Here is a 24,119-nt window from a genome sequence, read left to right on the forward strand (position 1 = left end):
AGTGACGCATGAGCCAGAGCGGATTGGAAGCACTGTTACGCCCTAAGTCTATCGCCGTTCTCGGCGCGTCAGAAAAACCGGGACGGGCCGGTTTTCTGATGATGAAAAACCTGTTGGACGGCCATTTCAGCGGCCCTGTGCTACCTGTTACGCCGAAATATCGTGCCGTTTGCGGCGTGCTGGCCTACCCTACTGTCGCCAGCCTGCCAATCACGCCCGACCTTGCCGTGATTTGTACTAATGCCAGCCGTAATCTAACACTGTTAGAGGAGCTAGGGCAGAAAGGCTGTAAAACCGTCATCATCCTCTCCGCACCGCCGACTCAGTTCAGCGAATTAAAGACCTGTGCTGTGCGCTACAACATGCGCCTGCTTGGCCCCAACAGTCTCGGGCTGCTCGCCCCTTGGCAAGGCCTGAATGCCAGCTTTTCCCCTGTCCCCATAATGAAAGGCAAGCTGGCATTTATTTCGCAGTCGGCCGCCGTTTCCAACACGATACTAGACTGGGCACAGCAGCGCGGTATTGGCTTTTCCTATTTCATTGCTTTGGGCGACAACCTGGATATCGATGTCGACGACCTGCTAGATTTTTTGGCTCGCGATGGAAAAACCAGCGCGATTTTGCTGCATCTGGAACACATCAGCGATGCCCGCCGCTTTCTTTCCGCTTCCCGCAGCGCGTCCCGAAATAAACCGATACTGGTGATAAAAAGCGGTCGTAGTCAGCAGGCACAGCAGTTGCTGAATGATCAACGCCACGGTCTGGATGCCGCCTATGATGCAGCCATTCAACGTGCAGGTTTACTGCGGGTACGGGACACTCATGAGCTTTTTTCCGCCGTGGAAACCTTAAGCCACCTGCGACCGCTACGCGGTGAACGTTTGATGCTGGTGAGCAATGGCGCATCACCGGCCGCACAGGCGCTGGATCAGCTCCTCAGTCGGCAAGGCAAGCTCGCACCGCTCAGTGATGCGACTCGACAAGCGCTACAGGACGCGCTGCCGCAAACCGTCACTATCGGCAATCCGCTCGATCTGCGTGATGACGCGACCTCGGCCCGCTATCTCGCGGCCGTCTCTGTATTGCTAGATAGCGATGAAATCGATGCACTCTTAATTATTCATGCACCCAGCGCCGCCGCTCCTAGTACCGATTGCGCCGAGCAGTTGATTACACTCTTCCAACAGCATCCACGTGGGAAAAGAATTACGCTCCTGACCAATTGGTGTGGTGAGTTCTCCTCGCAGGAAGCGCGACGCTTATTTAACGATGCAGGCATTCCGACCTATCGCACACCAGAAGGCGCGGTAACGGCATTTATGCATATCGTCGAGTATCGGCGTAACCAGAAACAGCTCAAGGAAACCCCGGCACTGCCGCTGAATTTGGGTATCAACGCCAGTCAGGCCCATGCGCTGATTCATCAGGCGCTGTCGGATGGTGTGACTCAGCTCGATACGCATGAGGTTCAACCGATTCTGCAAGCCTATGGTTTGGATACGTTACCCACCTGGATTGCTGGCGACAGTGCCGAAGCCGTTCATATCGCCGAGCAAATTGGCTATCCGGTCGCGATTAAACTGAGATCGCCAGATATCCCGCATAAATCGGAAGTTCAGGGCGTCATGCTGTACCTGCAAACCGCCAGAGAAGTCCAGCAGGCGGCAGATGCGATTCTTGACCGGGTGAAACGCACCTATCCACAGGCGCGCATTTACGGCCTGTTAGTGCAGAGCATGGCAAATCGCGCGGGTGCACAGGAACTCAGGATTGCCGTTGAACAGGATCCCGTTTTTGGCCCATTGATTATGCTGGGAGAAGGTGGCGTGGAGTGGCGAGAAAAGCAGGCTGCTGTCGCGCTACCTCCGCTAAATATGACGCTGGCCCGCTATTTGGTATTGCAAGCAGTGAAAGGCGGTAAGATTCGGGAATACAGCGCTCTTCGTCCGCTGGATATTCCCGCACTTAGCCGTTTGCTGGTCCAGGTATCCAACCTGATTCTCGACTGCCCTGAAATTTCCCGGCTAGATATCCACCCTCTGCTGGCATCCGGGGATACCTTTACGCTGCTGGATGTCACGCTGCATCTGACACCGTTCAGTGGCGATCCGCAGTCAAGGCTGGCAATACGCCCCTATCCACATGAACTGGAAGAAACGGTCATCCTCAAAAATAGCGATACTTGCCTGTTCCGGCCCATTTTGCCGGAAGATGAACCGCTGCTCAGTTCGTTCATCGCAAGAGTGACGAAAGAAGATCTGTATTACCGTTATTTCAGCGAAATTAATGAATTTACTCACGAAGACTTAGCCAATATGACACAAATTGACTACGATCGTGAGATGGCATTCGTTGCCGTGCGACAGCTTGGGGAAGAGACGGAGATTATTGGTGTGACGCGCGCAATTTCCGATCCTGATAATACAGATGCGGAATTTGCCGTGCTGGTGCGATCCGATCTGAAAGGACTCGGCCTTGGCAGACGATTGTTGGAAAAGTTGATTGATTACGCCCGGACGCATGGTCTTTCCCGCTTGACTGGCATCACCATGCCGCATAATCAAGGCATGATACAGCTGTCCAAAAAGCTTGGTTTTCACATCGACGTACAATTAGAAGAGGGTATTGTGACGTTGGAATTGCCACTGAAAGACTGATCGCGGGGCGTGATATGGCTCTTGCAACGGCAAAACAGGCTCACAACGGCCGGAAAGTAATGGTACTATCGCCCATTCGGCTACTCCTTAACTTTTGATAATGACCAGAAGGTCATATACCCTAGTGCAGCTTTAAGTATGGGGGGTATAAACTGATGAGAGAAGAAACGCACTGTGATGCTGTCAAATTTTAAACGCAATAAATACCAACAGCACCTTGCACAACTGCCCAGAATTTCTCAGAACGCAGATGATGTTCAGACGTTGCATTCGCCGGAGCTTTTCCGCACGACGCTGACTAACGCCATTCTACGTGCTAAAAAGCGCGTCTATATTGTGGCCTTATATCTTGAGCGTGATGATGGCGGCATCGGTATTCTATCCGCAATTTATGAAGCCAAACGGCAGTGCCCTGAACTGGATGTCCGTGTTTTGGTAGACTGGCATCGTGCTCAGCGTGGCAGGATCGGCACAGCGGCAGAAAATACCAATGCCGATTGGTATTGCGATATGGCGAAAAAGCATCCAGATACGCATTTCCCTATCTATGGTATCCCAGTCAACACACGTGAAGCGTTGGGTGTCCTGCACCTAAAAGGGTTCATTGTCGATGACACCGTCATCTACAGTGGAGCCAGCCTGAATGATGTTTATCTGCATCAGCATCAGAAATACCGTTATGATCGCTATCAGCTGATTCATAACCCTGTATTGGCTGATACGATGGTGCAATATATCCAGACAATGCTGTCCGCACCAGCAGTGCAGCGATTGGATCATACCGATCGCCCGAAGAGCCTGGAAATCAAAAATGATATCAAGCAATTCCGTCAAACCTTACGTACCGCCAGTTATCAGGCACCGGAATGCAGCGCAAATGCAAACGAATTAACCGTCACGCCGCTCGTTGGGTTAGGAAAACAAAGCCCGCTGAATAAGACCATACATCACCTGATGTATTGCGCCGATGAGCATTTAGTCATCTGTACTCCCTATTTCAACATGCCCGCGCTGCTGGTCAGAAATATCATTCGGCTATTGCGGGACGGCAAAAAAGTAGAAATTATTATTGGCGATAAGACCGCTAACGATTTTTATATTCCAGAAGACCAGCCTTTCAAAATCATCGGCGCATTACCGTATCTCTACGAGATCAACCTGCGCCGTTTCCTCAGTCGTCTGGAGCGCTACATTGAAAACCAACAGCTTGTTGTACGGCTATGGAAAGACGGCGACAACAGTTTCCATCTGAAAGGCATGTGGGTGGATGGCAAGTGGCAGTTGCTGACGGGTAACAACCTTAACCCACGCGCATGGCGTCTAGATCTGGAAAACGCTATCCTGATTCACGATCCTCAGCAGGTTCTATTGCAGCAACGTCTGGATGAATTGGATACGATCAGGACGCACACCCACGTCGTAAAAAGCTACACGGAACTGGAGAGCATCGCGCAATATCCAGTGAAAGTCCGCAAGTTGATACGACGTCTACGCCGTATTCGTATAGACCGGCTAATCAGTCGTATTCTCTAAAACCCACGCTATACTTTGAAAAACCTCGGCTTCCGAGGTTTTTTATTATCATGGGGAAAGCTATGCGCTTACTGTGTGTTGCGGCAATGATTTGCTGTTCTGGATGTAGCCATATCGCACAAGATCGCTGGACAGGACAAGATAAAGCCCAACATTTCCTCGCCTCAGCCGCCATCAGTGCCGCCTGGTATGAATATGGCACTCACCAGCGCTGGAGTTCAGATCGTAGCGGAGGATTCGGTATTATGCTGGCAATCAGCGTAGGCATGGCAAAAGAGCTTTATGATAGTCGGGAAGGCGGAACAGGGTGGAGCTGGCAAGATCTTGTTTGGGATGTAGCCGGTGCAACCACCGGCTATGCGTTATGGCAATTATCTGAAAACTAAAGTTTCATCCCTTTGCCTCTACGATGCAGCGTTAACGACACAATAAATGCAATGGCTCCCATCGCAGATACGTACCAGAAGAAAGCCGTTTCCATACCAAAAGATTTCAGCGAAAGCGCAACATATTCAGCAGATCCACCAAACAACGCATTAGCCACCGCATAAGATAAACCTACACCTAACGCACGGACTTCAGGCGGGAACATCTCTGCTTTTAAAATACCGCTGATAGATGTGTAGAAGCTAACGATAACCAGAGAAAGCATCACCAACGAGAAAGCAAGCACAGGACTCGTTACACTCTGTAGAACCGTTAAAATGGGAACCGTCAGTAGTGCCGCAAATCCGCCGAAACAGAGCATTGAACTGCGGCGACCAATCTTATCCGACATTGCACCAAAGAAAGGTTGCAATAACATAAAGATAAACAGTGCGAGGGTCATTAGCCCACTAGCGGTTTTTGCATGCATCCCTGCCGTATTCACCAGATACTTTTGCATATAAGTCGTGAACGTATAAAAAGCTAAAGACCCCCCAGCCGTAAAACCCAGTACGGTAATAAAGGCGCGACGATGTTTCCACAACCCCACAAGGGAGCCAGCATCTTTATGTCCGCGAGTCGTTTTATCAGATGTTTCATTCAGCGAACGGCGTAAATAAAGCGCCACGATAGCCAGAACAGCGCCGAGAGCGAAAGGAATACGCCATCCCCACGCACGTAAATCTTCATCACTCAGAATCTGCTGTAATATCACGACAACTAACAGCGCCAGCAATTGACCGCCAATCAGCGTGACATATTGGAAAGAAGCATAGAATCCCTTTCTTCCTTCAACGGCAACTTCACTCATATACGTTGCGCTGGTACCGTATTCCCCACCGACAGAAAGCCCCTGAAATAAACGAGCTAGTAACAGTAAAAAGGGTGCCCAAGTACCAATAGTTTCATATCCCGGTAGACAGGCAATAACCAGAGATCCAAAGCACATCATGCAAACTGATATTAGCATTGAATTTTTACGACCATGCTTGTCAGCAATGTAACCGAAAAGCCAACCGCCTATCGGTCTCATTAAAAAGCCTGCTGCAAAAACCCCTGCGGTTTGTATTAATTGAGTGGTGGTATTTCCCGAAGGGAAAAAGATATGAGCAAAATAGATTGAGCAAAAGGAATAAACATAAAAATCAAACCACTCAACCAAATTACCCGATGAAGCGCCAACTATAGCCCGGATACGCTGACGCGTATCTTTCGCACTTTCCGTTAGATCAGTCATCTTATTTTATTCTCCTATTTTTTCGGGCATAGAACGATGCCCATTGTAGTAAAGCAGTACTTACACCCAGAGGCAAAAGGTTCCTGATTGTAATAATTTATTAATGCAACAGTGTGATCCAGCGCCTTTAATTATCCTTAATTTGAATATGGACAAATAAAATGGTGGCAAACAATACGTTATTATTAGATGGGTTAATAAGAAGGTAAGCAGAAGTTTTTATTCGGATAAAAGAAAAGATCTAATAATCTGAAATAGGAATAAACAAAAGGCCATCCTTATCGGATGGCCTTTTGTTTTAATTGAAACCTGGCAGTTCCCTACTCTCACATGGGGAGACCCCACACTACCATCGGCGCTACGGCGTTTCACTTCTGAGTTCGGCATGGGGTCAGGTGGGACCACCGCGCTATCGCCGCCAGGTAAATTCTTTTTAAGCCGAACATTAACCCAAATCACTGGTGCTGATACCCAGAGTCGAACTGGGGACCTCACCCTTACCAAGGGTGCGCTCTACCAACTGAGCCATATCAGCGCACCTGTATAAATTGATGCCTGGCAGTTCCCTACTCTCACATGGGGAGACCCCACACTACCATCGGCGCTACGGCGTTTCACTTCTGAGTTCGGCATGGGGTCAGGTGGGACCACCGCGCTATCGCCGCCAGGCAAATTCTGTTTCATTCCAACCGTTACTTATCATGACTTTTTGTCATCTCCGTAACCATCAGAACCAATCTTCGAACAAGCTGAATATCGTTTTATATGAGTCACCCACAAAACACCTTCGGTGTTGTAAGGTTAAGCCTCTCGGGTCATTAGTACTGGTTAGCTCAACGTATCGCTACGCTTACACACCCAGCCTATCTACGTCGTAGTCTTCAACGGCCCTTCAGGGGCATCTAGTGCCCAGGGAAGACTCATCTCGAGGCAAGTTTCCCGCTTAGATGCTTTCAGCGGTTATCTCTTCCGCACTTAGCTACCGGGCAATGCAATTGGCATCACAACCCGAACACCAGTGGTGCGTTCACTCCGGTCCTCTCGTACTAGGAGCAACCCCTCTCAATCTTCCAACGCCCACGGCAGATAGGGACCGAACTGTCTCACGACGTTCTAAACCCAGCTCGCGTACCACTTTAAATGGCGAACAGCCATACCCTTGGGACCTACTTCAGCCCCAGGATGTGATGAGCCGACATCGAGGTGCCAAACACCGCCGTCGATATGAACTCTTGGGCGGTATCAGCCTGTTATCCCCGGAGTACCTTTTATCCGTTGAGCGATGGCCCTTCCATTCAGAACCACCGGATCACTAAGACCTGCTTTCGCACCTGCTCGAGCTGTCACTCTCGCAGTCAAGCTAGCTTATGCCTTTGCACTAACCTCCTGATGTCCGACCAGGATTAGCTAACCTTCGTGCTCCTCCGTTACTCTTTGGGAGGAGACCGCCCCAGTCAAACTACCCACCAGACACTGTCCGCAACCCGGATCACGGGCCTACGTTAGAACATCAAACATTAAAGGGTGGTATTTCAAGGTTGGCTCCACAAGAACTGGCGTCCTCGCTTCAAAGCCTCCCACCTATCCTACACATCAAGGCTCAAGGTTCAGTGTCAAGCTATAGTAAAGGTTCACGGGGTCTTTCCGTCTTGCCGCGGGTACACTGCATCTTCACAGCGAGTTCAATTTCACTGAGTCTCGGGTGGAGACAGCCTGGCCATCATTACGCCATTCGTGCAGGTCGGAACTTACCCGACAAGGAATTTCGCTACCTTAGGACCGTTATAGTTACGGCCGCCGTTTACCGGGGCTTCGATCAAGAGCTTCGCCTTGCGGCTGACCCCATCAATTAACCTTCCGGCACCGGGCAGGCGTCACACCGTATACGTCCACTTTCGTGTTTGCACAGTGCTGTGTTTTTATTAAACAGTTGCAGCCAGCTGGTATCTGCGACTCCCGTCAGCTCCGTCCGCAAGGGACTTCACCGACAGGAGCGTGCCTTCTCCCGAAGTTACGGCACCATTTTGCCTAGTTCCTTCACCCGAGTTCTCTCAAGCGCCTGAGTATTCTCTACCTGACCACCTGTGTCGGTTTGGGGTACGATTTGATGTTACCTGGAGCTTAGAGGCTTTTCCTGGAAGCGTAGCATTGGTTACTTCATCACCGTAGTGACTCGTCATCACGCCTCAGTGTTAATAATGACCCGGATTTACCTAAGTCATCCACCTTCACGCTTAAACCGGGACAACCGTCGCCCGGATAACCTAGCTTTCTCCGTCCCCCCTTCGCAGTAACACCGAGTACAGGAATATTAACCTGTTTCCCATCGACTACGCTTTTCAGCCTCGCCTTAGGGGTCGACTCACCCTGCCCCGATTAACGTTGGACAGGAACCCTTGGTCTTCCGGCGTGCGGGTTTTTCACCCGCATTATCGTTACTTATGTCAGCATTCGCACTTCTGATACCTCCAGCAACCCTCACAGGTCACCTTCGACGGCTTACAGAACGCTCCCCTACCCAACAACACCTAAGTGTCGCTGCCGCAGCTTCGGTGCATGGTTTAGCCCCGTTACATCTTCCGCGCAGGCCGACTCGACCAGTGAGCTATTACGCTTTCTTTAAATGATGGCTGCTTCTAAGCCAACATCCTGGCTGTCTGTGCCTTCCCACATCGTTTCCCACTTAACCATGACTTTGGGACCTTAGCTGGCGGTCTGGGTTGTTTCCCTCTTCACGACGAACGTTAGCACCCGCCGTGTGTCTCCCGTGATAACATTCTTCGGTATTCGTAGTTTGCATCGGGTTGGTAAGTCGGGATGACCCCCTAGCCGAAACAGTGCTCTACCCCCGAAGATGAGTTCACGAGGCGCTACCTAAATAGCTTTCGGGGAGAACCAGCTATCTCCCGGTTTGATTGGCCTTTCACCCCCAGCCACAAGTCATCCGCTAATTTTTCAACATTAGTCGGTTCGGTCCTCCAGTTAGTGTTACCCAACCTTCAACCTGCCCATGGCTAGATCACCGGGTTTCGGGTCTATACCCTGCAACTTAACGCCCAGTTAAGACTCGGTTTCCCTGCGGCTCCCCTATTCGGTTAACCTTGCTACAGAATATAAGTCGCTGACCCATTATACAAAAGGTACGCAGTCACCCTGATTAATCAAGGCTCCCACTGCTTGTACGTACACGGTTTCAGGTTCTATTTCACTCCCCTCGCCGGGGTTCTTTTCGCCTTTCCCTCACGGTACTGGTTCACTATCGGTCAGTCAGGAGTATTTAGCCTTGGAGGATGGTCCCCCCATATTCAGACAGGATGTCACGTGTCCCGCCCTACTCATCGAACTCACAATCTGTGCATTTTTGTGTACGGGACTATCACCCTTTACTGTGCGACTTTCCAGACGCTTCCACTAACACACAAACTGATTCAGGTTCTGGGCTCCTCCCCGTTCGCTCGCCGCTACTAGGGGAATCTCGGTTGATTTCTTTTCCTCGGGGTACTGAGATGTTTCAGTTCCCCCGGTTCGCCTCATTACGCTATGTATTCACGTAATGATAATGTGTCGAAACACATTGGGTTTCCCCATTCGGGTATCGTCGGGTATAACGCTTCATATCAGCTTACCGACGCTTATCGCAGATTAGCACGCCCTTCATCGCCTCTGACTGCCTAGGCATCCACCGTGTACGCTTAGTCGCTTAACCTCACAACCCGAAGATGTTTCTTTCGATCCATCCTCGCGCTGCGATTATTTGAGAGACTCATTGACACACTGATTCATCACGACCCGCCCGAAGGCAGTCATGCATGTTCAGCTGTCATGTTTCAATTTTCAGCTTGTTCCAGATTGTTAAAGAGCAATATCGTAAACATGACTCAAAAGAATCATCTTTAAGATATTCGGTGATAATGTCTTTCACTCATTATCGGATTGGCGTCCCCAAGGGGATTCGAACCCCTGTTACAGCCGTGAAAGGGCAGTGTCCTAGGCCTCTAGACGATGGGGACACGAAAAATCCGTACCGAATTAAAAATCCGGCACTATCGCGTCAGCATGAGTCTACACTCATGACATCAACAGGTGCGCTTGCTCAGTATTTTCATCAGACAATCTGTGTGAGCACTTCACTTAACACACATCTTTATTGGTAAGGAGGTGATCCAACCGCAGGTTCCCCTACGGTTACCTTGTTACGACTTCACCCCAGTCATGAATCACAAAGTGGTAAGCGCCCTCCCGAAGGTTAAGCTACCTACTTCTTTTGCAACCCACTCCCATGGTGTGACGGGCGGTGTGTACAAGGCCCGGGAACGTATTCACCGTAGCATTCTGATCTACGATTACTAGCGATTCCGACTTCATGGAGTCGAGTTGCAGACTCCAATCCGGACTACGACGTACTTTATGAGGTCCGCTGGCTCTCGCGAGTTCGCTTCTCTTTGTATACGCCATTGTAGCACGTGTGTAGCCCTACTCGTAAGGGCCATGATGACTTGACGTCATCCCCACCTTCCTCCGGTTTATCACCGGCAGTCTCCTTTGAGTTCCCGCCATTACGCGCTGGCAACAAAGGATAAGGGTTGCGCTCGTTGCGGGACTTAACCCAACATTTCACAACACGAGCTGACGACAGCCATGCAGCACCTGTCTCAGAGTTCCCGAAGGCACTAAGGCATCTCTGCCAAATTCTCTGGATGTCAAGAGTAGGTAAGGTTCTTCGCGTTGCATCGAATTAAACCACATGCTCCACCGCTTGTGCGGGCCCCCGTCAATTCATTTGAGTTTTAACCTTGCGGCCGTACTCCCCAGGCGGTCGACTTAACGCGTTAGCTCCGGAAGCCACGCCTCAAGGGCACAACCTCCAAGTCGACATCGTTTACAGCGTGGACTACCAGGGTATCTAATCCTGTTTGCTCCCCACGCTTTCGCACCTGAGCGTCAGTCTTTGTCCAGGGGGCCGCCTTCGCCACCGGTATTCCTCCAGATCTCTACGCATTTCACCGCTACACCTGGAATTCTACCCCCCTCTACAAGACTCTAGCCTGTCAGTTTTGAATGCAGTTCCCAGGTTAAGCCCGGGGATTTCACATCCAACTTAACAGACCGCCTGCGTGCGCTTTACGCCCAGTCATTCCGATTAACGCTTGCACCCTCCGTATTACCGCGGCTGCTGGCACGGAGTTAGCCGGTGCTTCTTCTGCGGGTAACGTCAATCAGCAAGGTTATTAACCTTACTGCCTTCCTCCCCGCTGAAAGTGCTTTACAACCCGAAGGCCTTCTTCACACACGCGGCATGGCTGCATCAGGCTTGCGCCCATTGTGCAATATTCCCCACTGCTGCCTCCCGTAGGAGTCTGGACCGTGTCTCAGTTCCAGTGTGGCTGGTCATCCTCTCAGACCAGCTAGGGATCGTCGCCTAGGTGGGCCATTACCCCGCCTACTAGCTAATCCCATCTGGGCACATCTGATGGCAAGAGGCCCGAAGGTCCCCCTCTTTGGTCCGAAGACGTTATGCGGTATTAGCTACCGTTTCCAGTAGTTATCCCCCTCCATCAGGCAGTTTCCCAGACATTACTCACCCGTCCGCCGCTCGTCACCCAAAGAGCAAGCTCTTCTGTGCTACCGCTCGACTTGCATGTGTTAGGCCTGCCGCCAGCGTTCAATCTGAGCCATGATCAAACTCTTCAATTTAAGATTTGTTTGATTTGCTGAACTCGTCAGCGATGCTCAAAGAATTAGTAACTGTTCATTCATAATGAATTTTACTGTTGTTCACTCTTCAAGACTTTTTATATCGTTTAAGATACGGTCTTGTGAGTGCCCACACAGATTGTCTGATTATATTGTTAAAGAGCAGTGCCACGTCTTCCGTGGCGCGGGCCGCATATATTATGCTTTTCCGCTGTGAAGTCAAGTCATTACTGACTGCCTTCGTTGAATCTTTTCTGTCACACCAACTTCGTAAGTCGCTGTTGCCGTGTCAGTGGATGCGCATTATAGGGAGCCAATTCAGAAGCGCAAGCAAATCTAGTAAAGTTTTTTCTGTTTGCGCATCTTTCATTCGTTCCGCCTGTTAACTGCGCGTTTTTATCCATTTTGGCAGATCTGCGAGGCTTCCAAGTACACCATCAGCCAGTGCTTCACCTTGCTCGGTAACCGGTTTACCGGTACGGACCAGCAGTTTATACCCCACACCAGCACCAATTGCAGCCTGCATATCCTCTAACTTATCACCCACCATATAAGAAGCCGCCATATCAATGTGCAGTTCGCGCTGTGCGGAGAGCAACATGCCAGGCTCAGGCTTACGGCAATCACAAGTCTGACGGTATTCATTTTCGCCAGCTTCAGGATGATGCGGACAAAAGTAGATGCCATCCAGATCGACACTACGGTCTGCCAGCGACCAGTCCATCCATTCCGTCAGTTGCATAAACTGATCTTCTGTAAATTTACCGCGGGCGATACCGGACTGGTTAGTCACAACAACCAGCGCAAACCCCATGTCCTTCAACTCTCGCATGGCATCGATGACACCATCAATAAATTGAAAATGGTCAATCTCATGAACATAACCGTGATCAACATTGATCGTGCCGTCACGATCAAGAAAAATTGCTGGAATGCTTTGTGCCACTGACTTTGCTCCTTAATGGCGTAAATTACGCGGCAGTATCGCATGTTTTCCCCTATAGAGAGAATGCAGGGCAGTGACAATCCCGATTGACTTAGCCGTCTAGACGCCCTAACATCCATTTCATCTTCTGTTAATTCAGAAACTGATTTATCCAGCCATAGGCACTTACGATAAAAACATATGATTGAACTTTCTAATATTACTAAGGTTTTTCAGCAGAACGGGCGGAGCATTACCGCACTTGCTGATGTCAGCCTTCATGTCCCCACAGGGCAAATCTATGGTGTTATCGGCGCATCGGGCGCAGGTAAAAGTACACTGATCCGCTGCGTCAATTTATTGGAACGACCAACAGAAGGGAAAGTCCTGGTTGATGGACAAGAATTGACTCAGCTGTCAGATAGCCAGTTGACGCGCGCACGTCGGCAAATCGGCATGATTTTCCAACATTTCAACCTACTCTCTTCACGCACCGTTTTTGGCAACATTTCGCTTCCGCTGGAATTGGATAACACGCCGAAAGCTGACATTACCAAGCGAGTAAACGAATTATTGGAGCTGGTTGGACTGGCAGATAAGCACGATGTCTACCCAGCCAACTTGTCCGGCGGACAAAAACAGCGTGTCGCCATTGCCCGCGCATTGGCGAGCAATCCTAAAGTTCTGCTGTGTGATGAAGCAACCAGCGCGTTGGATCCCGCAACGACTCGCTCGATTCTTGAATTACTGAAAGACATTAATCGTCGTCTGGGCCTAACCATTCTTCTTATTACACATGAAATGGACGTGGTGAAACGCATTTGCGATCAGGTTGCAGTTATCAGTGACGGACGACTCATCGAGAAAGACACGGTAAGCGAAGTCTTCTCGCATCCGAAAACGCCGCTGGCACAGAAATTCATTCAATCAACGTTACACCTGGATATTCCAGACGATTACCTCACTCGTCTGTCCCCTGACTATCACCCAGATACCACGCCGTTATTACGGATGGAATTTACGGGTAAATCGGTGGATGCACCGCTGCTGTCAGAGGTTGCTCGACGCTTTAACGTCAACAACAACATTATTAGCGCCCAGATGGATTATGCCGGTGGCGTCAAATTCGGCATCATGCTGGCAGAAATGCATGGCAACAATGCGGATATCAAAGACGCAATCCAATTCCTGCAGGAAAGTCACGTTACTATTGAGGTCCTGGGTTATGTCTGAAGCAATGATGTGGTTAATGGCTAAGGGAGTATGGGAAACCGTCGCGATGACGTTTGTTTCTGGTTTCTTTGGCTTTGTGCTTGGCTTACCCGTGGGCGTTTTATTGTATACCACGCGTCCGGGCCAAATTATCGCCAATCCAAAAATCTACAGGACCGTTTCTGCACTGGTAAACATTTTCCGCTCGATTCCGTTCATTATTTTGCTGGTATGGATGATTCCTTTTACCCGCATCATTGTCGGAACCTCTATTGGCCTGCAAGCGGCAATCGTTCCTCTTACCGTAGGTGCGGCACCGTTTATTGCCCGTATGGTGGAAAATGCACTGCTTGAAATTCCGACTGGCCTGATCGAAGCCGCCCGCGCGATGGGTGCGACTCCGATGCAGATCGTCAAAAAGATATTATTGCCAGAAGCGTTACCGGGGCTAATTAATGCCGCAACCATCACGTTAATTACGCTCGTAGGCTATTCTGCTATGGGTGGTGCCGTGGGCGCAGGCGGCTTAGGTCAAATTGGTTATCAGTATGGTTATATTGGTTATAACGCGACGGTCATGAATACGGTATTAATATTACTGGTTGTTTTGGTTTATCTGATTCAATTCTGCGGCGACAGGGCAGTAAAAGCTGTCACACATAAGTAATCATCACAATACGCATTTGCCTAAAGGCATCTGCCAAGAATAGCTAATTAGGGGTACGGATATGGCGATTAAACTGAAATCTATTGCGACCATTGGCGCACTTATTGGTGCTCTGGCGCTAGCGGGATGTGGTCAGGAAGAGAAGAATCCTAATCATATTAAAGTCGGCGTCATTGTTGGCGCAGAACAACAGGTTGCGGAAATCGCACAGAAAGTGGCAAAAGACAAATACGGTCTGGACGTTGAATTAGTCACATTTAACGACTACGTGTTGCCAAATGAAGCCCTGAGCAAAGGTGACATCGATCTGAATGCCTTCCAGCACAAACCTTATCTGGATCAACAGATCAAAGATCGTGGTTATAAACTGGTTTCTGTCGGCAACAGCTTTGTCTACCCGATTGCGGGTTACTCCAAAAAAATCAAATCGCTGAATGAGCTGCAAGATGGTGCTCAAGTCGCCATTCCAAATGACCCAACTAACCTAGGCCGTACGCTGCTGCTGTTGCAGAAAGTCGGTTTGATTAAACTGAAAGACAACGTTGGCCTGCTGCCAACCGTACTGGATGTGACCGAAAACCCGAAAAATATCAAACTGGTTGAACTGGAAGCGCCACAGTTGCCACGTTCTTTAGATGACGCGCAAATTGCGCTGGCTGTAATCAACACCACTTACGCTAGCCAGATTAACTTGACGCCAACCAAAGATGGCCTGTTCGTTGAAGAGAAAGATTCTCCGTATGTAAACCTGCTGGTTTCACGCGAAGACAACAAAGACGCTGAAAACGTGAAGAAATTCGTTCAGGCCTACCAGTCTGATGAAGTGAACGACGCAGCAAATAAAATCTTTAACGGCGGCGCGGTGAAAGGCTGGTAATCCTGCCCTAACGCATTTATCTGCAAGACGGGCTAATGCCCGTCTTGTTATTTGTGCAATTGCTTGCTTCAATACTCGCTCTTTGAGAAAAAGCAGAGGAATCCTTAATGCGTGCTGTTCCCTTTATATTGTTGGCAATGTCGCTGACAGGCTGTTCTTTATTTCAGAAGCCACCGGCACCTGCTCCTCAACCTGTTATTGAAACCAAAACCGCAGAACCGGCTCCAAAACCGAAGCCACCGGCTCGCCCAACGCCAGCCGTGTTGTATAAAAGTGCAGAAGAGTTAGTCGGTAAACCGTTCCGTGATATGGGCGAAGTTTCAGGTTCCTCATGTCAGGTCAGCGCTCAGGATGCTCCCCCCAACGCAGCAAATGCGCGTAAAAGAATGCAAAACCGCGCAACCGTAATGAAAGCCAATGCGGTTTTACTGCATGAATGCCAAACCGTCAGTGGCGTAGCGGGTTGCTACAGCCAAGTCGTTTGCCAGGGCACTGCGCTGAAAGTCTCTGCACAATGAGTCAATTTGTTTTCAATCAGATCGGGATTATCCGTTCACCGTATAAAGAAAAATTTGCCATTCCACGGCAACCGGGTCTGATTGAAGATGGAGGCGGGGAACTTCAGCTATTACCGCCGTACAATCAGGCGGAGTGTGTCCGGGGGCTGGAGGATTTCAGCCATATTTGGGTATTGTTCATCTTTCATCAAACGATGGAGGGCGGCTGGCGTCCGACAGTTCGGCCACCGCGTCTGGGAGGAAACACACGCACGGGCGTTTTCGCTACGCGTTCCACCTTCCGTCCCAACCCTATTGGCATGTCATTGGTTGAATTAAAAGGGATCCGTGCAAAAGGCGATACGATTACGCTCGAACTAGGCAGCCTTGATCTAGTTGATGGCACACCGGTAGTCGATATCAAGCCTTATCTACCCTTTGCAGAAAGCCATCCTCAGGCGCAAGCGGGTTTTGCCCAAATGGCACCCGATGCCGCGATGCCGGTATTTTTTTCGCCGAATGCAGAAAATCAGATCGCAGAACACCAAAAGAAATATCCTCAGTTAAAACGCTTTATCTCACAGGTATTGGCACAAGATCCGCGCCCAGCTTACCGCAAAGGGGAAAGTGCCACGCGGGAATATGCCGTTTTACTATTGGAATTCAATGTGCGCTGGCGCGTATGCGGGGAACAAACTGAAGTATTAAGCCTTGACCCGTCCCACACGTGTTAATACACGAACCACAGCAATATATTCTAAAATTGTCCCTGCTCTCTTTTGACACGCCTCCCACGCTGGTAAACTAAGCCACTTTTTATGTGCCTTCGGCTGCGCGGCAGCCCTATGCTATTTCTCGTTCTAACGGAACTAAAACCCCATGCGTACTAGCCAATACATGCTCTCCACTCTCAAGGAGACGCCAGCCGATGCCGAAGTCATCAGCCATCAGTTGATGCTCCGAGCAGGAATGATTCGTAAACTGGCCTCCGGCCTTTACACCTGGTTGCCGACCGGTTTACGTGTTTTGAGAAAAGTTGAAAACATCGTGCGCGAAGAGATGAACAACGCGGGCGCTATTGAAGTGTCCATGCCGGTTGTTCAGCCTGCCGATTTATGGGTGGAAAGTGGCCGTTGGGATCAGTATGGCCCTGAACTACTGCGCTTTGTCGATCGTGGTGAACGCCCATTCGTACTCGGTCCAACACACGAAGAAGTCATTACTGACCTGATTCGTAATGAAGTCAGCTCTTATAAGCAGCTGCCACTAAATTTCTTCCAGATTCAAACCAAATTCCGCGATGAAGTTCGCCCGCGCTTTGGCGTCATGCGCTCGCGTGAGTTTCTGATGAAAGACGCCTACTCTTTCCATACTTCGCAGGAATCGTTGCAGGCCACCTACGACACCATGTACGCCGCTTACAGCAAGATTTTCAGCCGTATGGATCTGGATTTCAGAGCCGTTCAGGCAGATACCGGTTCTATCGGTGGTAATGCATCCCATGAGTTTCAGGTACTGGCGAGCAGCGGTGAAGACGATATCGTTTTCTCAACGGAATCCGACTACGCGGCAAATATTGAATTGGCAGAAGCTGTCGCGCCGAAGCTAGGCCGTGCGGAAGCGAAGGAAGAGCTGCGTCTGATTGATACGCCAAACGCCAAGACCATCGCCGAGCTGGTTGAGCAGTTTAAACTGCCAGTAGAAAAAACGGTGAAGACGCTGCTGGTTAAGGCAACAGAAGAAAGCGGCCATCAACTGGTTGCGTTGCTGGTTCGTGGCGATCACGAACTGAATGAAATCAAGGCGGAGAAAATTGCTCAGGTAGCCAGCCCGCTGACTTTTGCAACGGAAGAAGAAATCCGCGCAATCATTGGTGCAGGCCCAGGTTCACTCGGCCCAGTCAAGTTGGATATTCCCGTCGTTGTTGACCGCACCGTTGCGGCCATGAGCGACTTCAGCGCTGGCGCGAACATTGATGGCAAACACTATTTTGGCATCAACTGGGTGCGTGACGTTGCGCTGCCGCAGGTGGCAGATATCCGTAATGTGGTTGAAGGCGATATCAGTCCAGACGGTAAAGGCACGCTGCAAATTAAACGCGGTATCGAAGTAGGTCATATTTTCCAACTGGGCAGCAAATATTCTGAAGCGCTGAAAGCGACCGTTCAAGGTGAAGACGGACGTAACCAGACGCTGACGATGGGCTGTTACGGTATTGGTGTGACGCGCGTTGTCGCAGCAGCGATTGAGCAAAATAATGACGAACGCGGCATCATCTGGCCAGACGCGATTGCACCTTTCCACGTTGCCATTCTGCCAATGAATATGCACAAATCTTTCCGCGTAAAAGAAGTGGCTGAGGATATCTACCAGCAACTGCGCGCTAAAGGCATTGAAGTTCTGCTTGATGACCGTAAAGAACGCCCGGGCGTGATGTTCGCCGATATGGAATTGATTGGCGTACCGCACACCATCGTTATTGGCGATCGCAATCTGGATAGCGAAGAGATTGAATACAAGAATCGCCGCGTCGGTGAAAAGCAAATGATTAAAACCAGCGAAATCATCGATTTCCTGCTGGCGAATATCATACGCTAATCGCCGTCAGACCGCCTTTTCATACGAAAGGGCAAACGCGAGCATAAAAAAATGGTGGGTTTCCCCACCATTTTTTATTTCAAGACATCAGTAACTCGTTACGAATTATTCACGAAACAGTTCTTCAATGCTCAAACCCTGAACCTGCAAAATTTCCCGCAGGCGGCGTAAGCCTTCAACCTGAATCTGACGAACACGTTCACGCGTTAAGCCGATTTCACGACCCACATCTTCCAGCGTAGCCGCCTCATACCCTAACAGGCCGAAACGACGCGCCAACACTTCACGCTGCTTGGCGTTAAGCTCAAACAACCATTTAACGATATTCTGTTTCATATCGTTATCCTGCGTGGTGTCTTCAGGTCCGTTGTCTTTTTCGTCTGCCAGAATATCCAGCAGCGCTTTCTCCGAATCACCACCCAGCGGGGTATCGACGGAAGTAATACGTTCATTCAAGCGCAGCATGCGGTTGACGTCATCAACAGGTTTATCAAGCTGTTCGGCAATTTCTTCCGCACTCGGCTCGTGGTCCAGTTTATGAGACAACTCGCGCGCGGTGCGCAGGTAAACGTTGAGTTCTTTGACAATGTGAATAGGTAAACGGATGGTGCGGGTTTGATTCATGATCGCCCGCTCTATCGTCTGTCGAATCCACCAGGTAGCGTAGGTTGAAAAACGGAATCCTCTTTCTGGATCGAATTTTTCAACCGCACGGATCAGACCAAGGTTACCTTCTTCAATCAGGTCCAGCAGCGCCAGACCACGATTGTTGTAACGGCGGGCAATTTTCACCACCAGCCGCAGGTTACTCTCGATCATCCGTCGGCGCGATGGGACATCGCCACGCAACGCGCGTCGGGCAAAATAAACTTCTTCTTCTGCGGTTAAAAGCGGCGAATAGCCAATCTCTCCCAAATAGAGCTGTGTTGCGTCCAGGACACGCTGTGGGACCCCTTGCGATAATAGCTCGTCTTCCGCCGAGTCATTATCATTGGTATCTTCCTCTGCCAGCGCTTTATCGTCAAAAACGTCAAGTCCATTTTCTTCGAAATCGGTATCTTCATGTAACTCGTTAACTTTCAGCGTACTTTGGCTCATAAGTGGCTCCTACCCGTGATCCCTTGGCAGAATACCTAAATACTCTGCCCGATTTATCGCTGCGGCAGAAAACGCAGCGGGTTTACGGATTTCCCCTTGTAACGAATTTCAAAGTGCAAGCGAACTGAGCTGGTGCCTGTACTGCCCATCGTAGCGATTTTTTGTCCTGCCGTGACATCTTGTTGCTCACGGACTAGCATCGTATCGTTATGGGCATAGGCACTGAGGTAGTCATCATTATGCTTGATGATTATCAGATTTCCGTAACCACGTAGCGCATTGCCCGCATACACCACACGCCCATTGGCAGTTGCGGTGATCGGTTGCCCACGTGAGCCGGCGATATCAATCCCTTTATTTCCCCCTTCGGAATCGGAGAAACTATCTATGACTTTCCCATCGGTAGGCCAACGCCAACTGCTGACAGCAGCCGTATTGCTGCTAGCAACAGCCGCTGGTGCGGAAACAGGAGCGGTAGTTGTTGCCCCTGCCGTAGGTAACATCTTACCTACATTCTGTTTACCCTGATTACCAGAATACGCATTAGTTGACTGAGAATCAACCGATGTAGTTTGTATTTGAGCACTTGATGGCGGCGTTGGTACTCCACCTCGGGTCGCATCCGTTGTTGCCAACATTCCACCACCGCTCATCATGCCACCGCCAGAAGCGTTGTTGCCAGAGCCGCTGCCTAAACTCAGTGATTGCCCGACATTCAGGCTATACGGCTCAGGAATATTATTGCGCTGCGCCAGATCCCGGTAGTCATTGCCGGTAATCCAGGCGATATAAAACAGGGTATCGCCCCGTTTAACGGTATAGGCATTGCCGCCGCTGTAGCTGCCTTTCGGAATATTACCGTAGCTGCGATTGTAAACAATTCGGCCTTCGGACGTAGCTGCAACACTTTCACCCGCCGTTGAAATGCGTGATGGTGGCGCAGATAACATTCCCCCTCGGCTGCCCGTATTTCCGTCAACGCTGCTGATCGGCGCGGACTTGGAATTATTGTTGGAGCATCCAGCCACCCCTAAGACAATCACCATACACGCAGCAATGTGACGCAAATTCATCATTCGGCTTCCCATGCGCCTTACTCCCCTATACCTATAGCGTTCAAAAAAGTAACTATACCCGCCAGACTTCTAGGCCGCATTATGTTGGCTTTCCTTCACCACCTGCCTGCAACTCGAATTATTTAGGGTATATAACATTCAAAAAACAGTCGTATCCAGAACTCAATCCGGACATGTGTGCCTTGCATCCGCTGTAACTTAACTAATCGTAGCCTAACTGACCGTAGCGTAAATGATTGTAGCGTAAACGATATCCGGTATTTTTTTCGTTAGCTGGAACGAGAAAGATCGCTACTTCACCATCGCTGGCGCATAAGCAAAACGGGAGAGGCACCACGATGATTAGATGCTAACAATATCAACACGTTCGCACCATAAAACAGTTGTATTGAAATTTTAAAGACTTAACAACACATGCATATCGCTGCCAACGGTATCAGGCTAATTCCCCTTTGACCAGAGGAACAAACCGAACTGCTTCAACCGTTTTAATAATAAATTCACCAGCATGGCGCTGAACGACCTGCAGTATTTGCGACTGTTCCCCGACGGGCAACACCATCACTCCGCCCTCATCAAGCTGTTCCAGCAGCGCCTGAGGAATTTCCGGCGGTGCCGCCGTAACGATAATGGCATCAAATGGCCCACGCGACGCCCAGCCCTGCCACCCATCGCCATGGCGGGTAGAAACATTGTGCAAATCAAGCTGCTTTAAGCGACGTTTAGCCTGCCATTGCAGCCCTTTGATGCGTTCAACCGAGCAAACGTGCTGCACCAAATGCGCTAAAATCGCCGTTTGATAACCTGAACCGGTACCAATCTCCAACACGCGGGATTCGGGTGTCAAGTTAAGCAGTTCCGTCATCTTCGCGACCATATAGGGTTGCGAGATAGTCTGACCGGAACCGATAGGCAGAGCGGTGTTTTCATACGCTTTATGCTCGAAAGCTTCGTCAACAAAACGTTCTCTGGGTACGGCTTCTATCGCCGTAAGCAGACGTTCGTCCTCAATGCCCTGCTGGCGCAACTGCGCCAACAACGTTTCTATACGTTTGTTTACCATTCCCCGCCGACCTCAGCTCTGGTTAACCTCGTCACCAATACAGCAATTTTCCCGCACAGGGATAAGCCAGCCACCGCGATTGCACGATTGCCAGCATTAATTCTCTTCTATTCTATTCTCTTCAAAAAAGCGTTGCTGCACATCAGGCGCCGATATCGATATCCTGCTGTGAATGCAGCACTTCACGCACCACGCTGGTTGCAAAACTGCCAGCAGGTAGCCAGAACTTCACTGCCACCGTCACGTCATCCTGCCATTCCCATTGCATCTGCTGCGGATATAGCAGCACAGCACGCCGGGCAGGTTCGACCCGCTCACGCTTGACCAAAGACCACAGCGTTTCTTGCCCGGTCAACGCCTGTTCTTCAAATGCAAGTGCGTCATCCTGCGTGCCCAGTTCATCATCTCCGGGCAGCGGCGCGGTAATCTGGAGCTCGCCAGCGTCAAGGCGCACCTGCAAGGTTTCCAGTTCATCCGCTTTAGCAACAAACCAACTGCCGCGTCCTGTCAGCTGCAATGCATCACCACACAAAACGGTTTTCGCTTGCTGTCCCGCCAGTCGTGCGCTGGCAACCTGATTAAACATCGCACTGCGGCTAGCAGAAAGATAAAAGCTACGCTTACTGCGTTCTTTTACCCGAATATCGTTATTGGCCCAAAGGCGAGCCTGCTCAAGATTATTTCCGTTTCGTCCGAAACGCTGGCTACCGAAATAATTAGGAACACCGCTCGCAGCGATCTGCGCTAAACGGGCGTCGACCTCGTTCCGGTCACTCACCTGACGTAACACCAGAGCAAAATGGTTACCCCGCAGCGTACCGATCCGCAGCTTGCGACGGTGGCGGATAACCTCAAGCACGTCACAACCCTCCAGTTCCAGCGAGGAGAAATCTGGCGTCTCTTTTCCCGGCATGTGCAGGCAAAACCACTGTTCTGTGACGGCATGGCGATCTTTCAGGCCTGCGTAGCTGACGGCACGTAGCGGTAGACGAGCAAATTTCGCCAGCATCTCGGACACAAATTGCGTATTGCAGCCGCGCTTACGTACGCGTACCAAGACCTGCTCACCATCACCATCTGGTTGAAACCCCAGATCTTCCACCACCAGAAAGTCTTCCGCAGTGGATTTTAATGAGCCAGTAGCCTGTGGTTCACCGTGCAGCCAGACGAGTTGTTCGCTATTTTCCATCATTATCCTACAAGGTACATGACCGGATGACGCGCGATCATGACATTGTTTCTTATACTGTTAATTTTCTATTATCGATAAGGTATTGTTGATAATACATTACTTATAAAAAACGGCTTACCACGCGACAATTTCGCCTGTTTCTTTTTTCACGAGTAAGGCAACGGCTTCGCAGGCAATACCTTCACCACGGCCGGTAAAACCCAGCTGTTCTGTCGTGGTCGCTTTCACATTGACGTCGTCCATATGGCACTGCAAATCTTCTGCCAGATTCACACGCATTTGCGGGATATGCGGTGCCATTTTCGGTGCCTGCGCAATAATCGTGACATCCAGATTGCCTAGCTGATAGCCTTTGTCATTGATACGCCGCCAGGCTTCACGCAACAGGCCACGGCTGTCCGCACCTTTAAAAGCAGGATCGGTATCGGGGAACAACTTACCAATATCGCCCAGCGCAGCAGCTCCCAACAGGGCATCGGTCACCGCATGCAGCACCACATCCCCATCGGAATGCGCCAGCAAACCTTGAGTATAAGGAATTCGCACGCCACCGATCACCAGCGGACCTTCTCCACCGAACTTATGGACATCAAAACCGTGACCGATACGCATCGCGCATTCTCCTTATGTATTTAGCGAATAAAATGAGGTTACTGCAAACGGGTTAAATAGAATTCAGCTAATGCCAAATCCTCTGGACGCGTGACTTTTATATTATCTGAACGTCCGCTGATAATTTGCGGGCGATAGCCACAATATTCCAGTGCGGAGGCTTCATCTGTGACGGCAACACCATCCTGAAGCGCACGTTGCAGACACTGTTTCAGCAGTGCCGCAGGAAAAAGCTGCGGCGTCAGCGCATGCCACAAATCGTTACGTTCTACCGTGCGATCGATAAACCCGTCCGTACTGCGCTTCATGGTATCACGAACCGGCGCGGCCAGAATTCCGCCGACATCACTCTGTTCGACAATCGCCAGCAAGCGCGTCAGATCGTCCTGATGCAGGCACGGACGCGCCGCGTCATGCACCAACGCCCACGCGCTATCGGCAACGACAGCCAACCCAGCCAGCACGGAATCCGCACGCAGTTTCCCGCCCGTTACGGCACAAATACGGGGATCGTTGGCAATCGCCAGAGTATGAAAGAATGTGTCATCTGGACTGATAACAACGACGACACGCTGTACTCGTGAATGGCGTAAAAGCGCGTCGATGGTATGTTCAAGAATGGTTTTATGGCCGGTTGCATCATTGCCAATCGTCAGATATTGCTTAGGACGATCGTTTTGCATCCGGCTGCCGTTACCCGCGGCGGGCAAAACAGCAACAATTTCAGGCGGGGAAAGGCTCGATATCTGCATACG

General features: G+C 50.2%; 17 protein-coding genes, 2 tRNA genes and 4 rRNA genes. 9 read left to right on the top strand and 14 right to left on the bottom strand.

The genetic code is table 11. From position 1 onward, the window contains the following. Positions 1–8 precede the first annotated feature (8 nt). From GZ59_RS17025 to GZ59_RS17035, 3 genes are all read left to right on the top strand, one after another. Positions 9–2,657 carry a bifunctional acetate--CoA ligase family protein/GNAT family N-acetyltransferase gene (locus tag GZ59_RS17025; RefSeq protein WP_039293338.1) on the top strand — a complete coding sequence of 883 codons (2,649 nt, stop codon included), beginning with the start codon at positions 9–11 and terminating at the stop codon, positions 2,655–2,657. Between the two features lie 177 nt (positions 2,658–2,834). Next, positions 2,835–4,190, top strand: coding sequence for a CDP-diacylglycerol--serine O-phosphatidyltransferase (gene pssA, locus GZ59_RS17030; RefSeq protein ID WP_039293341.1), 1,356 nt, complete (start codon positions 2,835–2,837; stop codon positions 4,188–4,190). Between the two features lie 62 nt (positions 4,191–4,252). Continuing rightward, positions 4,253–4,576, top strand: coding sequence for a YfiM family lipoprotein (locus GZ59_RS17035; RefSeq protein ID WP_039293343.1), 324 nt, complete (start codon positions 4,253–4,255; stop codon positions 4,574–4,576). On the opposite strand, the gene GZ59_RS17040 is transcribed toward GZ59_RS17035, so the two are convergent. The 8 genes from GZ59_RS17040 to gmhB all read right to left on the bottom strand — a co-directional run bounded on the left by GZ59_RS17040 (position 4,573) and on the right by gmhB (position 12,493). Continuing rightward, positions 4,573–5,853, bottom strand: coding sequence for an MFS transporter (locus GZ59_RS17040; protein ID WP_011095027.1), 1,281 nt, complete (start codon positions 5,851–5,853; stop codon positions 4,573–4,575). The two genes, GZ59_RS17035 and GZ59_RS17040, sit on opposite strands and share 4 nt — an antisense overlap. Before the next feature lie 307 nt (positions 5,854–6,160). Then, a 5S ribosomal RNA gene (rrf, locus tag GZ59_RS17045) occupies positions 6,161–6,276 on the bottom strand. A gap of 36 nt (positions 6,277–6,312) precedes the next feature. Then, positions 6,313–6,388: transfer RNA gene (locus GZ59_RS17050), tRNA-Thr, on the bottom strand. Between the two features lie 18 nt (positions 6,389–6,406). After that, positions 6,407–6,522, bottom strand: a 5S ribosomal RNA gene (gene rrf, locus GZ59_RS17055). A 128-nt stretch (positions 6,523–6,650) separates the two neighbouring features. Beyond that, positions 6,651–9,559 (bottom strand): 23S ribosomal RNA (locus GZ59_RS17060). Between the two features lie 228 nt (positions 9,560–9,787). Beyond that, positions 9,788–9,863 (bottom strand) — tRNA-Glu (locus GZ59_RS17065). A 141-nt stretch (positions 9,864–10,004) separates the two neighbouring features. Next, positions 10,005–11,547 (bottom strand): 16S ribosomal RNA (locus GZ59_RS17070). Together the 16S, 23S and 5S rRNA genes with 2 tRNA genes alongside form the textbook arrangement of a ribosomal RNA operon. A 382-nt stretch (positions 11,548–11,929) precedes the next feature. After that, a complete protein-coding gene (gene gmhB / locus GZ59_RS17075; RefSeq protein WP_011095028.1) occupies positions 11,930–12,493 on the bottom strand; it encodes a D-glycero-beta-D-manno-heptose 1,7-bisphosphate 7-phosphatase in 564 nt (187 codons plus the stop codon). A gap of 180 nt (positions 12,494–12,673) precedes the next feature. Between gmhB and metN the strand changes: the two genes are divergently transcribed. The 6 genes from metN (at position 12,674) to proS (ending at position 18,323) form a co-directional block, all read left to right on the top strand. Further along, positions 12,674–13,705: a methionine ABC transporter ATP-binding protein MetN gene (metN, locus tag GZ59_RS17080; protein ID WP_011095029.1), complete on the top strand. Its 1,032-nt coding sequence runs from the start codon at positions 12,674–12,676 to the stop codon at positions 13,703–13,705. After that, positions 13,698–14,351: a methionine ABC transporter permease MetI gene (locus GZ59_RS17085; protein WP_011095030.1), complete on the top strand. Its 654-nt coding sequence runs from the start codon at positions 13,698–13,700 to the stop codon at positions 14,349–14,351. Before metN ends, GZ59_RS17085 begins: the two co-directional genes overlap by 8 nt. Positions 14,352–14,412: 61 nt before the next feature. Beyond that, the gene (locus GZ59_RS17090; protein WP_011095031.1) at positions 14,413–15,228 is read left to right on the top strand and encodes a MetQ/NlpA family lipoprotein; all 816 of its coding nucleotides are present in this window, start codon (positions 14,413–14,415) and stop codon (positions 15,226–15,228) included. A gap of 107 nt (positions 15,229–15,335) precedes the next feature. After that, positions 15,336–15,746 carry an Rcs stress response system protein RcsF gene (gene rcsF / locus GZ59_RS17095; protein ID WP_011095032.1) on the top strand — a complete coding sequence of 137 codons (411 nt, stop codon included), beginning with the start codon at positions 15,336–15,338 and terminating at the stop codon, positions 15,744–15,746. Further along, positions 15,743–16,459 (top strand): tRNA (N6-threonylcarbamoyladenosine(37)-N6)-methyltransferase TrmO, encoded by a 717-nt coding sequence (gene tsaA / locus GZ59_RS17100; protein WP_011095033.1) that lies wholly within the window; start codon positions 15,743–15,745, stop codon positions 16,457–16,459. The genes rcsF and tsaA overlap by 4 nt, the downstream gene beginning before the upstream one ends. A gap of 145 nt (positions 16,460–16,604) precedes the next feature. Next, on the top strand, positions 16,605–18,323 hold the full coding sequence (gene proS / locus GZ59_RS17105; RefSeq protein ID WP_011095034.1) for a proline--tRNA ligase: 1,719 nt from the start codon (positions 16,605–16,607) through the stop codon (positions 18,321–18,323). A gap of 105 nt (positions 18,324–18,428) precedes the next feature. Here the strand turns inward: proS and rpoS are convergent, their stop codons facing one another. The 6 genes from rpoS to ispD all read right to left on the bottom strand — a co-directional run bounded on the left by rpoS (position 18,429) and on the right by ispD (position 24,116). After that, positions 18,429–19,421: an RNA polymerase sigma factor RpoS gene (rpoS, locus tag GZ59_RS17110; RefSeq protein ID WP_010299820.1), complete on the bottom strand. Its 993-nt coding sequence runs from the start codon at positions 19,419–19,421 to the stop codon at positions 18,429–18,431. Between the two features lie 53 nt (positions 19,422–19,474). Next, positions 19,475–20,497, bottom strand: coding sequence for a murein hydrolase activator NlpD (gene nlpD, locus GZ59_RS17115; protein ID WP_039293347.1), 1,023 nt, complete (start codon positions 20,495–20,497; stop codon positions 19,475–19,477). A 436-nt stretch (positions 20,498–20,933) separates the two neighbouring features. After that, positions 20,934–21,560 (bottom strand): protein-L-isoaspartate(D-aspartate) O-methyltransferase, encoded by a 627-nt coding sequence (locus GZ59_RS17120; protein ID WP_011095036.1) that lies wholly within the window; start codon positions 21,558–21,560, stop codon positions 20,934–20,936. A 142-nt stretch (positions 21,561–21,702) separates the two neighbouring features. Beyond that, a complete protein-coding gene (gene truD, locus GZ59_RS17125; RefSeq protein WP_039293350.1) occupies positions 21,703–22,749 on the bottom strand; it encodes a tRNA pseudouridine(13) synthase TruD in 1,047 nt (348 codons plus the stop codon). 117 nt (positions 22,750–22,866) lie between these two features. Next, the gene (gene ispF / locus GZ59_RS17130; protein WP_010299845.1) at positions 22,867–23,364 is read right to left on the bottom strand and encodes a 2-C-methyl-D-erythritol 2,4-cyclodiphosphate synthase; all 498 of its coding nucleotides are present in this window, start codon (positions 23,362–23,364) and stop codon (positions 22,867–22,869) included. 38 nt (positions 23,365–23,402) lie between these two features. Beyond that, a complete protein-coding gene (gene ispD, locus GZ59_RS17135) occupies positions 23,403–24,116 on the bottom strand; it encodes a 2-C-methyl-D-erythritol 4-phosphate cytidylyltransferase (RefSeq protein WP_011095038.1) in 714 nt (237 codons plus the stop codon). Positions 24,117–24,119 lie beyond the last annotated feature (3 nt).

The organism is Pectobacterium atrosepticum, assembly GCF_000740965.1.
Lineage (GTDB): Bacteria > Pseudomonadota > Gammaproteobacteria > Enterobacterales > Enterobacteriaceae > Pectobacterium > Pectobacterium atrosepticum.

Bases quoted from the DNA above. Each gene is read 5' to 3' on its own strand.
- GZ59_RS17025 (WP_039293338.1), top strand. From the start codon at position 9: ATGAGCCAGAGCGGATTGGAAGCACTGTTACGCCCTAAGTCTATCGCC.
- pssA (WP_039293341.1), top strand. From the start codon at position 2,835: ATGCTGTCAAATTTTAAACGCAATAAATACCAACAGCACCTTGCACAA.
- GZ59_RS17035 (WP_039293343.1), top strand. From the start codon at position 4,253: ATGCGCTTACTGTGTGTTGCGGCAATGATTTGCTGTTCTGGATGTAGC.
- GZ59_RS17040 (WP_011095027.1), bottom strand. From the start codon at position 5,853: ATGACTGATCTAACGGAAAGTGCGAAAGATACGCGTCAGCGTATCCGG.
- metN (WP_011095029.1), top strand. From the start codon at position 12,674: ATGATTGAACTTTCTAATATTACTAAGGTTTTTCAGCAGAACGGGCGG.
- GZ59_RS17085 (WP_011095030.1), top strand. From the start codon at position 13,698: ATGTCTGAAGCAATGATGTGGTTAATGGCTAAGGGAGTATGGGAAACC.
- GZ59_RS17090 (WP_011095031.1), top strand. From the start codon at position 14,413: ATGGCGATTAAACTGAAATCTATTGCGACCATTGGCGCACTTATTGGT.
- rcsF (WP_011095032.1), top strand. From the start codon at position 15,336: ATGCGTGCTGTTCCCTTTATATTGTTGGCAATGTCGCTGACAGGCTGT.
- tsaA (WP_011095033.1), top strand. From the start codon at position 15,743: ATGAGTCAATTTGTTTTCAATCAGATCGGGATTATCCGTTCACCGTAT.
- proS (WP_011095034.1), top strand. From the start codon at position 16,605: ATGCGTACTAGCCAATACATGCTCTCCACTCTCAAGGAGACGCCAGCC.
- rpoS (WP_010299820.1), bottom strand. From the start codon at position 19,421: ATGAGCCAAAGTACGCTGAAAGTTAACGAGTTACATGAAGATACCGAT.
- nlpD (WP_039293347.1), bottom strand. From the start codon at position 20,497: ATGATGAATTTGCGTCACATTGCTGCGTGTATGGTGATTGTCTTAGGG.
- GZ59_RS17120 (WP_011095036.1), bottom strand. From the start codon at position 21,560: ATGGTAAACAAACGTATAGAAACGTTGTTGGCGCAGTTGCGCCAGCAG.
- truD (WP_039293350.1), bottom strand. From the start codon at position 22,749: ATGGAAAATAGCGAACAACTCGTCTGGCTGCACGGTGAACCACAGGCT.
- ispF (WP_010299845.1), bottom strand. From the start codon at position 23,364: ATGCGTATCGGTCACGGTTTTGATGTCCATAAGTTCGGTGGAGAAGGT.
- ispD (WP_011095038.1), bottom strand. From the start codon at position 24,116: ATGCAGATATCGAGCCTTTCCCCGCCTGAAATTGTTGCTGTTTTGCCC.